Origin of the sequence: Fibrella musci (genome assembly GCF_041321105.1) — a bacterium.
GTDB classification, from domain to species: Bacteria; Bacteroidota; Bacteroidia; order Cytophagales; family Spirosomataceae; genus Fibrella; species Fibrella musci.
In genome coordinates this window covers 173,215-185,585 of the sequence record NZ_JBGGWD010000009.1, presented here as the reverse complement: position 1 = coordinate 185,585, position 12,371 = coordinate 173,215, and the positions used below count along the sequence as shown (strand labels likewise).

Annotated in this window: 11 protein-coding genes; 8 read left to right on the top strand and 3 right to left on the bottom strand. The window is 51.4% G+C overall.

All coding sequences use genetic code 11. From position 1 onward, the window contains the following. Nucleotides 1-107: 107 nt before the first annotated feature. From ACAW74_RS26510 to ACAW74_RS26500, 3 genes are all read right to left on the bottom strand, one after another. On the bottom strand, nucleotides 108-845 hold the full coding sequence (locus ACAW74_RS26510) for an SDR family oxidoreductase (protein ID WP_370701318.1): 738 nt from the start codon (nucleotides 843-845) through the stop codon (nucleotides 108-110). Between the two features lie 66 nt (nucleotides 846-911). Further along, nucleotides 912-1,799: a helix-turn-helix domain-containing protein gene (locus ACAW74_RS26505; RefSeq protein ID WP_370701285.1), complete on the bottom strand. Its 888-nt coding sequence runs from the start codon at nucleotides 1,797-1,799 to the stop codon at nucleotides 912-914. Between the two features lie 90 nt (nucleotides 1,800-1,889). Next, nucleotides 1,890-2,120, bottom strand: a complete 231-nt coding sequence (locus ACAW74_RS26500; RefSeq protein WP_370701284.1) for an aldo/keto reductase — start codon at nucleotides 2,118-2,120, stop codon at nucleotides 1,890-1,892. Between the two features lie 156 nt (nucleotides 2,121-2,276). Here ACAW74_RS26500 and ACAW74_RS26495 point away from each other — a divergent pair, with 156 nt between their 5' ends. From ACAW74_RS26495 to ACAW74_RS26460, 8 genes are all read left to right on the top strand, one after another. Further along, nucleotides 2,277-3,221, top strand: a complete 945-nt coding sequence (locus ACAW74_RS26495) for a helix-turn-helix domain-containing protein (RefSeq protein ID WP_370701283.1) — start codon at nucleotides 2,277-2,279, stop codon at nucleotides 3,219-3,221. A 36-nt stretch (nucleotides 3,222-3,257) separates the two neighbouring features. Next, nucleotides 3,258-5,276, top strand: coding sequence for a M13 family metallopeptidase (locus tag ACAW74_RS26490; protein ID WP_370701282.1), 2,019 nt, complete (start codon nucleotides 3,258-3,260; stop codon nucleotides 5,274-5,276). A gap of 126 nt (nucleotides 5,277-5,402) precedes the next feature. After that, on the top strand, nucleotides 5,403-6,260 hold the full coding sequence (locus ACAW74_RS26485; protein ID WP_370701281.1) for an SDR family NAD(P)-dependent oxidoreductase: 858 nt from the start codon (nucleotides 5,403-5,405) through the stop codon (nucleotides 6,258-6,260). A 100-nt stretch (nucleotides 6,261-6,360) separates the two neighbouring features. Next, nucleotides 6,361-7,281, top strand: a complete 921-nt coding sequence (locus ACAW74_RS26480; RefSeq protein WP_370701280.1) for a helix-turn-helix domain-containing protein — start codon at nucleotides 6,361-6,363, stop codon at nucleotides 7,279-7,281. A 243-nt stretch (nucleotides 7,282-7,524) separates the two neighbouring features. After that, nucleotides 7,525-8,304, top strand: coding sequence for a LytR/AlgR family response regulator transcription factor (locus tag ACAW74_RS26475; RefSeq protein WP_370701279.1), 780 nt, complete (start codon nucleotides 7,525-7,527; stop codon nucleotides 8,302-8,304). Between the two features lie 318 nt (nucleotides 8,305-8,622). Then, nucleotides 8,623-9,126 carry a RidA family protein gene (locus tag ACAW74_RS26470; RefSeq protein ID WP_370701278.1) on the top strand — a complete coding sequence of 168 codons (504 nt, stop codon included), beginning with the start codon at nucleotides 8,623-8,625 and terminating at the stop codon, nucleotides 9,124-9,126. Between the two features lie 43 nt (nucleotides 9,127-9,169). Further along, on the top strand, nucleotides 9,170-10,414 hold the full coding sequence (locus ACAW74_RS26465) for an acetyltransferase domain-containing protein (RefSeq protein ID WP_370701277.1): 1,245 nt from the start codon (nucleotides 9,170-9,172) through the stop codon (nucleotides 10,412-10,414). Between the two features lie 737 nt (nucleotides 10,415-11,151). Further along, nucleotides 11,152-11,889 carry a hypothetical protein gene (locus ACAW74_RS26460; protein WP_370701276.1) on the top strand — a complete coding sequence of 246 codons (738 nt, stop codon included), beginning with the start codon at nucleotides 11,152-11,154 and terminating at the stop codon, nucleotides 11,887-11,889. Nucleotides 11,890-12,371: the final 482 nt, after the last annotated feature.

Sequence of the window (12,371 nt, the reverse complement as noted above, 5' to 3'; positions counted from 1 at the left end):
AGCCAGCTTTTCAACCGAAAAGCTGGCTTTTTTGTGGGTGGAAACCACCCCATCTGACCGGTTGGGGACGCCAGGTACGTTCCAGGTACGTTGCCTGCAAGCACTGTTTACCAAGGGCTTATTCCCGTCTCGGGATTGTTGTCGTCGCTGTAGAACTGCCCCGTTGGGCCATCGGCGTCCAGGGTAGCGGCTTTCATGACGCGGGCGGCGGCATCGGGGATGGTGCCGGGACCCGAATGATTGTTGAAATCGGTAGCCGTGTAGCCCGGATCGACGGCATTGACTTTAAAGGGCGTATCGCGCAGGTCATAAGCCAGCACAATGGTGTAGGCATTGAGGGCTGCTTTCGAGGCGACGTAGCTCGTCGGCTTCACCGCATGGTATTTCCAGGTCGGGTCGCTGTGCAGGGTGAGTGAACCCAGACCTGAAGTAACGTTGACGATACGCGGCTCCGGCGATTGCCTCAGCAGGTCCATAAAGGCCTGGGTTACGTCGATGACGCCAAAAAAGTTGGTGTCGAATACCTGTCGGAACACGTCGCTATCCGTCTCCAGTGACGTTTGTGGCATGGCGCCGTGAATACCGGCATTGTTGATCAGCACATCCAGAACCGGTGTTTTCTGGCCGATTACGTCGCGGGCGGTGTTGATCGAGGCCCTATCATCGACGTCGATCACGATGGCTTCCACCTGATCGAACCCGTCGGCCTGTAGCTGACTCACCGCCTGCTGTCCGTTTTGCGCATCCCGGCTACCCAGATACACGTAATAGCCCTGTTGCAACAATTGCCGGGCGGTTTCAAAGCCAATGCTTTTGTTGGCTCCTGTTATCAATACTGTTTTCATCATTGAGTGATTAACAGGACAAAGCTAGTGGGTACGTTACGCCCGGCTGGTACACATTCTACGGCATTACTGGTACATTTTACGGCTGGAATTGCGGTAGTCGGCGGGCGTCAGGCCGGTTTCACGTTTGAAGAAACGGTTGAAATACGAGGCATCGGCAAAGCCGAGATCAAAGGCGATTTCTTTCAGCGAATCATTGGTATGAAAGAGCAGGCGACGGGCCTCCAGCACGATCCGGTCATGAATATGCTTGATGGCTGGCTTGCCGCTCTGCTGTTTGACCACCTCGCTCAAATGCCCGGCCGACAGATGCAGCAGCGCGGCATAGTCGCTGACCTCATGCTGTTCGCGAAACCCTTCGTCAATTTTTGCCTGAAACGTCTTCAGCAGGAGCGTATCGGCCGACGGGGGCATATCCATACACTGCGTGGTGTACAGGCGACTCAGGTACGTTAGCAATACCGTGAGGTAGGCCGACAGCATGCGTTGCTGCCATTCGCCGGGGTGTTGGTATTCGGCGGTGATGTTGGTCAGCAGTGCTTCGACAACCGACACGTCGGCTTCCGAGAGCAAGAGTTCGTGAACGTTATAGGGGTTCTGAAGCAACGGCAGCTTGGTCAGCGACGCATTTTCCTGCAACGACAGAAATTCACGCGTGAAGGCAAGGCCTGTGCTCCACAGCTGTTTCATGCCCTCCTTGACAATGACCTGACTGGGGCCGGTAAAGTACACTGCGTTATCCCTGAGTACGTAGGGCGTCGTATCAATCCACTGACGACTGCCGGCCCGGCGAATAAAAACCAGCAAATAATGATCCTTGCGGTGCGGGATAAGCAGGTCGGCCTGATCGGGTAAACTACCCTGATAGGTATAGACACGAAACTGCGTACTGCCGGTTGCATCGGGCAGTAAGGGATAAACCGGTATGGGAGGGCGGAGACTAATGGCAGCCATTGGGTAAAGCTACAAGGATTTCGAGTTGACTACCCTATACGACAACCGGGCGTGATTGCCATACCGACAATTGACAGTTGAGGCCGCAACTCAGCAGTTCGGGTCTTCTCTGGGTACCGCACCGGCGGACCGGGTGCTCTTTTTGATGGCCCGTCCAACGGCTTCTTCATTGCCGTAGGACGCCGCGGTGTCGATCAGTCGATAGCCGGTAGCGATGGCATCCAGTACGCTGCGTTCGCACTCGGCAGGGTCGGGTACCTGAAATACCCCGAATCCCAGAATGGGCATTTCCACGCCATTGTTCAATACTACGTGTTGCATGTGTTGGGTACGTTGATGAAGCAAAGGTCAGGGCATTTCACCGCCCGAACGGTATATGGATTACGGGGATTACTACCAATATTCCGGATAGGAAGCGACTGCCGATTGGCAGGCTGGTAAAAGGGGTACTTTTGAGGTAGTTAACTGACGAATGATATGGATACCCTGCGGCGGTTCGAGACAATCAGCGATTACAACGTATTCAACAATCACGAGACGTTACACCCGCTCATCAGTGTCATTGACTTCTCGAAAGCAGCCCCTCGTACAGGCTCCGGCATGTATTTTGGCTTCTACGCCATTCTGCTGAAAGACGTCAAATGCGGGGATCTGGTCTATGGCCGACATACCTATGATTATCAGGAAGGCACGCTGGTGTTTCTGGCGCCGGGGCAGGTAGCAGGTATGAACAGCAACGGAGAAGTGTATCAGCCTAAAGGCCACGGGCTGGTCTTCCATGCCGATCTGATCCACGGCACCGCCCTGGGGCGGCATATGCAGGACTACACCTTTTTCAGTTACCAATCCAACGAAGCGCTGCACGTATCCAAACGGGAGCGGGAATTGGTGCTGGATTTCTTTGCGAAAATCGACTACGAATTGCAGCACGCCATCGACAAGCACAGCAAGAAGTTGATCGTCAATAGTATCGAGCTGTTTTTAAATTATTGCACCCGCTTTTATGATCGACAGTTCATTACCCGGAACCATGTCCATCAGGGTATTCTGGAGCGGTTTGAGCACTTGTTGAACGCCTACTTTCAAACCGATAGGCCCCAGGCGATCGGCTTGCCGTCGGTAGCGTACTGTGCGGGCGAAATGAATCTGTCGGCCAATTATTTTGGCGACCTGATCAAGAAAGAAACCGGCAAAACCGCGCAGGAGTACATCCAGGCGAAAGTGATCGATGTGGCTAAAGAACGCATCTTCGACCAGCGCAAATCGGTCAGTCAGATCGCGTATGAGTTAGGCTTTAAATACCCCCAGCATTTTATTCGGTCATTCAAACAACGGGTTGGCCAGTCGCCCAACGAATACCGCCGGGCTGCTGCCGACGGCCTCCCGGCTGAACTGAGTAGCGGGGTTCAGCACCCAAATTGACTACCTTTGGCTGTACGTATTCTGTAAGCCGAAGCTATGCAAAAACTGGTCTATTTCTCTGTGGTACTCTTGTTGGCAGGTGCCTGCCAGCGAGCGGCCGTTCCCACAAAAAAACGCGTTGTCATCACGGGCATCGACGCTGCTAAAAAGCCCGGCGATGACTTTTTTATGTACGCCAATGGCATCTGGAACGACACCGCCCAGATACCCGCCAGTCAGGCTGGCGTCGGAGCGTATTCGTTCATGAACTACCCACAGCGCATCCGGCTGCAAGCCATTCTGGATAGCGTATCGGCGGGGACGTACCCAGCCGGAAGTATCGAACAAAAAGTAGGCGATTTTTATGCGTCGGGCATGGATACCGTCGCGATCAACAAACGTGGGTATGAACCCATCCGGCCGTTACTTACCCGCATCGATGCCGTGGCGGATGTACAGTCGTTGCTGAAGTTAGTCGCCGACGAACAGAAAGTGGGCAACCGGTCGATCATCGGCTTCTACGTCGGGCCCGACAGTCGGCGCAGTTCGGTCAACATTGCGCAGTTTTCGCAAACCGGCATTGGCCTGCCCGAGCGTGACTATTATGTCAAGACCGATTCGTCGACCGCCTCGATTCAGCGGGCGTACCGCACCTACCTCACGCGCCTGTTTGAACTGACCGGGACGGACGCAACGACCGCCCAGAAAAACGCCGCCGTCGCCTATGCGATTGAAAAACAGCTGGCCGCTGCCCACAAAACAAACATCGAACGCCGCGACGTGAAGGCCAATTACAACAAACTGGCGGTTGCTGAGCTGGCGCAAAAACAGCCTACGCTGAACTGGCCAACGTTGATGACCAACCTGGGTGTAACGGCCGATTCGGTCAACGTGGCGCAACTGGGCTATTACGATAAGCTGAACACGATGCTGACGTCGGTGCCGCTCGACGAGTGGAAGGTGTATCTGAAAGCCCGCGCGCTCACCAACTACGCCACGTACCTGAGCCAGCCGTTTGTGGATGCCTCGTTTGCGTATGGCAAGATGCTGACCGGGCAGGCCGTTAAGAAGCCACGGGCCGAAGACATGACGCAGGCCGTCGACGGCTCGCTGGGCGAGGCACTGGCGCAGTTGTACGTGAAAAAGTATTTCCCGGAAGCCGCCAAGAAACGGATGGCCGTGCTGGTCGATAACCTCAAAAAAGCCTTCGAAGCCCGGATCAACAAACTGGAGTGGATGAGTGATTCGACCAAAAACCGGGCGAAAGAAAAGCTGTATGCGTTCAGCCAGAAAATTGGCTACCCCGATAAATGGCGGGACTACTCGCAGGTGACGGTCAACAGAAACACGTACTTCGAAAACCAGTTGTCGGCCAATAAGAACGATTACGTGCAAAGCGTGGCGAAAGTCGGCAAGCCGGTCGACCGGACGGAATGGCGCACCACGCCGCCCACGGTGACGGCCTACAACAATCCGCCGCTCAACGAGATTGTGTTTCCGGCGGGGATCCTGCAACCGCCCTACTTCGATGTCAACGCCGACGATGCGCTGAACTACGGGGGCATCGGCATGGTGATTGGCCACGAAATCACGCACTCGTTCGACGATCAGGGCGCGCAGTATGATAAAAATGGCAACGTAACCAACTGGTGGACTAAAGCCGATTACGCCAAGTTCAAGACACGTACCCAGCAGGTGATCGACCAGTACAACCAGTTTACCGTGCTGGATTCGGTGCACGTCAAAGGCGCGCTGACGGTGGGCGAAAACACGGCCGACATTGCCGGGGTCGCCATTGCCTACGACGCCTTTAAGTTGACTGAGCAGGGCAAAAGCACCGCGAAGCTGGACGGTTTCACGCCCGACCAGCGGTTCTTTATCTCGATTGCCCGGATCTGGCGCGTGAAAACCCGCAATGCCTACATGGGCATGTACGTCAACACGAACCCGCACTCACCGGCCAAGTGGCGCGTCAACGGCCCGCTGATGAACTTCACGCCGTTCTACAACGCCTTCAATGTGCAGCCTGGCGACAAGATGTACAAACCCGTACCAGACCGTATCACCGTCTGGTAAAGTGAGCGGCGGCTGTGTCTGGTCTGAGCGGTACTCGTTTTGACTACAAACCCCCTCAATTCGGCTACAGGTGGCTGATTGGGTAGCCTGACCTTTGAGGTATCATTTAACGCTACGTAAAACGCTATGATACCTCAAGAAAAGGCAGGCAATGGGCCTGTATCGTCATCAAAAGTCTGGTTCATCACAGGTACGTCCCGGGGGTTTGGCCGCGTTTGGGCCGAGGCCGCGCTCAAACGCGGCGATAAGGTGGCCGCTACCGCTCGCAATCTGGACAGTATTGCCGATCTAGCCGACACCTATGGCGAAAATGTACTGACGCTGGCGCTCGACGTAACCAAGCCTGAGCAGGTGAAATCCGCTGTAGAACAGGCCCACGCGCACTTTGGCCGGCTTGATATTGTGTTTAATAATGCCGGGTACTCCCTGGTTGGCACCATTGAAGAAGCCAGCGCGGAGGACATTCGCGCCTTATACGAAACCAACGTCATTGGCCCGGTTTCGGTGATTCAGGCGGCTTTGCCGTTGTTGAGAGCGCAGGGCGGCGGTCATATTCTGGGTACGTCGAGCAACCTGGGTCATGTAACGCTACCCGTGATCGGCTATTACTGTTCGTCGAAATGGGCCTTCGAAGCCATTCACGAAAGCCTGGCTACGGAAGTCAAGCCGTTTGGCATCAAGGTAACCATCATTGAACCGGGAGCCTATGCCACCGAGTTTGGCAGTCAGGAATCGCTGAAGTTTGCCAGCGGACTTGACGTCTACACGGACTTCAAAAATCAGTTCTTCGGGGATTTGCGATCTTTTGAGCGGGGTGACCCACAGGCAACACCCGACGCGCTTTTTGCCGTAGTCGACGCCGAACAGCCACCGCTCCGGTTCTTTCTGGGCAGCCACAATCTGCCCTGGGTACGTACCGCCTACGCGGAGCGAATGGCAACCTGGGAAGCCTGGGAAGCCGTCTCTAATGCCGCACAGGGGTAAGCCAACTGAAGAACCACAAGCGCAGAAAATCTGTAATTAAAGCAGCCACGATAACCGATAGGTAGTCTGCTATCGGTTATCCTTTTTTACGTGATGATCGATGAAAAAAGAGGAGAACGGCCCACATAAAATCGAATCGCTGGCCGATGCGCACCGGGCCTTTGGTTTACCGAAACCCAAGCATCCGTTGATCAGCCTGATCAATGGGGCCAATGACCCCGTAGCCATGAATGCATTACCCGGCTCGCATGTGCTGGGTTTCTACAAGATTTCGTACAAACCAAAACTGAGCGGCAAATTAAAGTACGGCCAGAGTTACTATGATTTTGACGAAGGTGGTTTATTGTTCGCGTCTCCGGGGCAGGTAATCGGCAGCAGTCAGGACGACGGCAGTATCTGTTCGCAGTATACGCTACTTATTCATCCCGATTTCTTTTTGGGCTACTCGCTGGCGAAAACCATAAAGCACTACGGCTTTTTTTCGTATTCGACCAACGAGACGCTACACCTGTCGGAAGAGGAAAAAGTGACGATCATTGACCTCTTCCACATGATCGAGAAGGAGTTGAACAGCCGGATCGACGATTTCAGCCAGAGTGTACTTATTGCTCAGATTGAGTTGCTGATGAGCTACGCCGATCGGTTTTACAAACGCCAGTTCCTTACCCGCAAAGCTGTAAACCACGATCTGTTACAAAAGCTGGAAAGCGTACTGGATCACTATTTCAACAATCAGGCGTCTCTAAGCCAAGGATTGCCAACGGTTAGCTACCTGGCCGAACACGTAAACCTGTCGCCCAGTTATCTGAGTGATATGCTGCGGTCACTGATCGGACAAAACGCCCAGCAGTACATTCATGACAAACTGATTGCTGCCGCGAAAGAAAAACTGTCGACCACTACGTTATCCGTCAGCGAAGTGGCCTATGAGCTGGGGTTTGAGCACTCGCAGTCGTTCAGCAAACTGTTCAAAACGAAAACAGCCCTCTCGCCCCTTGAATTCAGACGGTCGTTTAATTAAACCAACTGTCACCAATTCGTCCTGACTCGTTTCTATAGGAGCTGTTCGCAATCCAACGTGCAGGCTCGACCCTTTTAGTTTGCCGCTCAGCCTGACCCTCACCGTCGCGCTCGACTGCTGGCGCAGCAACGAAGGATTGTGGCACGCCAACCCACCGAGGAAAAGATAGAGATGAGTTCGTCAATATAGCTACCCCAAATGAAGCTATATTGACGAACTCGTTCGCTACTGATCTACCAAGCAATGCCCTTTCAGCCATCCAACCCCGATGAGTCGCCCGTAAGACTGCTCGTCGTGGAGGATGATATGATTATTGGGGCCAAAATCGCCCTGCTGTTGACCAGCCTGGGCTATGAGGTAACAGGAATAGTGGCGCGGGGCGAAGAGGCGCTGCACCATGCCGAAGCCAACCGCCCCGATATTGTATTGCTTGACGTGCAGTTGCGGGGCACGACCGATGGCATCGAAACGGCGCAGGCATTACATGAGCTTGGCGCCATTCCGGTCATCTTCGTGACGGCCAACACCGACGAGGCGACCTTCAATCGGGCAAAAGCCACTCATCCCTATGCCTTCATCGGCAAGCCCATCAACAACCTCGACTTGCAACGGGCGATTGAACTCACGCTGAGTTTACTGCCTGAACGTACCCAGCCGCCCACGGCCGACGTCTCCACGTCGCTGGAACAGAGCGAGGCCCCTTATGTATTGAACGACCGGATTTTTGTGCGTCACAAAGATCGCATGGTGCGTATCGCACTGGCCGATATTCTCTACCTTGAAGCCGATCGGAACTACTGCCATCTGTTCACTGCCGGGCAGCAGTATACCCTTACGACTCCACTCAAACTACTGGAAGCGAGCCTCCCTACGCAGCAGTTTCTTCGGGTGCACCGGTCGTATATGGTCAACCTGCTGCGGGTGGATGAGGTAGCTGAAAACCGCCTTACGGTAGGGGGCAAAACTGTTCCATTAGGCCACATCTACCGCGACGAACTGCTCCGCCGCATCCGCATGGTGTGACCGCTCAGTTACTCGTACAAATCGGCAAGGGGTTGGGATAACAAAACGGGACGTTCGTCCCGGCGGGGTTGCCTGCCAAAAATCTTTAAGGTTGGTTTACAGGGCTGCTCCGCTGGAGTAGCCTTTTTTTATCCAGACCCTTCTATGCCTATCCTGTCGCTCAAACCGCCCGCAGCCGAAGCCACACTTGTTTACAGCGACACCTAGGTGACCAATGACCTCGGCGTAGCGTTCAGGCCGGCGCGGGAAACGCTAGAGCAGGCCGTGTAAAAGGCTGGCTCAGGAATTTACCCAATCAATCCACATATATATACCCCAATGAAAACCCAACCCGCTCCGCCCACCCTGGCCCTTTTTGCCGCCCTTCTCCTATTTGCCGCCGGTTGCACTACCGCTCCCCAAAAAGCAGATGGGAAACCAGCGGCTCAATCCGATATACCGGAATATTTTCTGTTACGGCCCGACCTCGAGAAAGCGTATGGCTATTCCCATGCCGTTCGGATTGGCAATGAACTGAAAATATCGGGTGCGGTCAGTATGGACGAGAAAGGAAACCTGACGGCTAAAGGTGATCTGGGACAACAAATGAAAAATTGCTACGCCGATCTGGACAAAATTCTGAAGCACTATGGCTACACCTGGGACGACGTTGTGGTGGAGAATATTCTGACCACGAATATGCCCGAATTTGTGGAACAGTCGGCTTACCGAAATACGATCTACAAAAAGCAGTTTCCGACCGGGTCGTGGTTTGGCGTGAAGGAATTAGCACTGCCCGGCCAGTTGATTGAGATTGAGTTAGAAGCCTACAAGGTTAGGTAAACCCTTCCAGAACACATAGACGAGTTTTAGCCACTATGCCAAGATGACCTTTCCGCTTCCCTATACATCGGCAACCGCTGGCTCCCTCAGTTCAGCGCCTTCACTAATCAAAAGCCGCATCGAGTCCATCGACGTACTGCGGGGCCTGATTATGGTCATTATGGCGCTGGACCATACGCGCGATTTCTTTCACGCTCAGGCCAATGTCGACGACCCGCTCAATCTTGATACCACCACGCCGGTCCTATACGCCACCCGCTGGATTACCCATTTCTGCGCCCCTACGTTTGCCTTGCTATCGGGTACGTCCATCTACCTGCAGGGTTTACGAAAATCGCGCAGCGAGTTGAGTGTGTTCCTGCTGAAACGGGGTCTATGGCTCATTGTAGCCGAGGTACTCCTGATTGCACCAGCGTATACGTTTACCCTGTTTAATCCCATTACGCTGGTCGTTTTCTGGTCGCTGGGCATCAGCATGATGTTCATGGCCGGGCTGACGTGGCTACCGTTCCGGGCCATACTGGGCATTGGGTTAGTGATCGTTTTAGGCCATAATCTGCTGGATGCGGTGGAACAGGCACCGGGCTTTACGTCGGGTTTTTGGTGGGCGCTGTTTCACGGCGGCAGTCACCGTGTGTTTGACTACGCGCCTGGTCGGGTCATTGTGGTACTGTATCCGTTTCTTCCCTGGCTGGGGCTCATGATGCTGGGCTATTGCCTGGGCCGTTTGTTTGAGCCAGCGGTTGCCCCCACGAAGCGTCAACAGTGGCTGTTTTATCTCGGTGTCGGAGCCATTGGACTATTTGTGGGGCTGCGTTTGCTGAATGAATACGGCGACCCATTCCCCTGGAGCATCCAGAAAGACGGCCTTACCACGGTCTTCGTGTTCATGAAGGTGCATAAATACCCGCCATCGCTGCTGTACATGTGCATTACGGTAGGGCCGGGGCTGCTGGGACTGGCGTTGCTGGAGAAGGTACACAACCGCGTTACGGGTGTGCTGCGTACCTACGGACGAACGGCCTTTTTTTATTACACGCTCCATTTTTATGTGTTGCATACCCTACGCATGCTAGTCTTTTTTGCCGCTGGCCATACCATGACGGAGGCCGATAAAGCGTTTCAAACCATACCGATGCGGTTCGTGCTACCCGGCGATGGAGGCTACAATCTTGGGGTAGTTTATCTCATCTGGATAGCCGTTGTCGCGTCGTTGTATCCTTTATGTCTCTGGTTTGATGCCTACAAGACAACGCACAAAGAGCAGTGGTGGCTGAGCTATCTGTGATCAATCCATTCGGGATAAAACAACAGGAATTCGGGCGTAAAATCTGAACCCGTATGGCCCCGTTCCCCAATTCCGGATGATATAAGGAGGCAATTGGCGAGATAGCGGCAATATCCCAGCATTCCGCAAGACAAACAACGTGTAACCAAATAAGTCAATATGGCAGCAATCACAAAAAAAATACGCTTCGACAAATCAGGTTACTATTTTATCGGACTGCCAATATTGGTTTTATTATGATTTTGGAGCAGCTATTTTTCAAAACCATTTCCCGGAACAAACGACTATGACCTTTATTTTCATTTTCACGCTGTGATAATGACTTTATGGATTTTAGCATTATCGATCCGTGAATTAGTCCGTAAAGTCATTTCACTTGTGCCTAGCCAATAGACTCTATAACGGCATTAGTTACCCTGCTTGGCTTTACAGAATTACTCACGGATCAATATCAGTGAAATCCTGATCACATATAGTATTCGTGCGGTAGTAACATAGGGACTAGGGTAGCAAATCATTAGCCATCTGCCGCCATTTGCAACCATTTTTGGTCAAGTACAGCAGTATATTTAGAACCGGACGAAAGAAGTACTTGTGTTTGTGCTTGTCAGCCAAAAATGTTCAATAATTTGCTAAGCGGAAATTGACATTTGATATGTGCCTTTAGTGCTATATAATCAAATAGCATTCAAAATAGATTTTGTTTGTTTCATCCATTTCAAATTAATAAAAAACTCATGAAATATCCCCCAATTCAATCGCAAAACATTTATTTGGAATTTATTGATTCTGGTTACGTAAGCGGCGAGAAAATTACAAACTCGCTTAGCCATGTCTCCGAAATTAATACACAGTATTTTACGTCATTTCGTGAGCTACTCAAGGTTGGCATGAATGGCAGTATACAAGGCATGGGTTATAAACTTAGCGCTTACGCAAGTTCCGAAACAGAATTTGAAAATAATTATGCTAAGCAAACCAAAGATGAAGTAACTTCTGTTACGAACACAACTTATTCTGTTCCGCCAGGAGGAAAACTAGGAACCATCTTATACAAGATGAATTTTAAATTTGGAGGCAAAGTCGTCCCAGTTGTTGCTGAGTCTGTAACCGATTTTTGGACTAAGGATAATATTGTTGAATTCAAAAATAGGTTAGTTTCTCCGAGTTTTTTTGATTTATTGAAAAGACTTGACAGTAAAACATTTACTGACGAAATGGAAGCGATAATGTGTGCCGCTCCTCAACCTGTTCTCGCATTACCTGTAATAGGGAAGACATGTCATCATGTCAAATTTCTCGAAGAGCACGACGATAATTGCTCTGTTGATTCATCAAACTGTGTTAATTTAGATGGTACTAGTTACGTAGTTTGCTACCACCACGACTTTCAATGGATAGGTGGAGAAGGGTGTGATTGTAATCATATTGATAATGTTAATGTGCTTATTGTTCCTGAAAAAGAATTTGCTTAGGCTTATTATTGACCCGTGAATTAGTCTGTAAGCCTATGTCGCCTCCACACTGACGTTGGGCTGCCAGAAACCTATATTTTACCACTTGACTTTACATACTTACTCACGGATTAAAAAGCTTCGGTAGTTTTTGCGGTGTGTTATTTATCCGTGAATAAGTATGTAAAGTAGCCTGATTGTAAGTGCAAGCAGTTCAGCAAGGTATCAATAGCCACTATTGTCTTTACGAACTTATTCACGGATCAATAATCATTCAGCCGATTTTAATCAGAAAAAAGAAATTTTCTATTCATAAATTCATTAGCAAACTGAGTTACATATTAATGCCGCTATTGTTTCTTTCCGTTATTCTATTGAAGTATTTTCAACTTCAAAAACAGATGGAAATTGCAAATGAAGAAATTTCTTTGAGCAGACCTTTACCACATTTATTGCTACCGTTTAAAGACCTCTTAATTTTGGGTACCATGTATACCATTGCT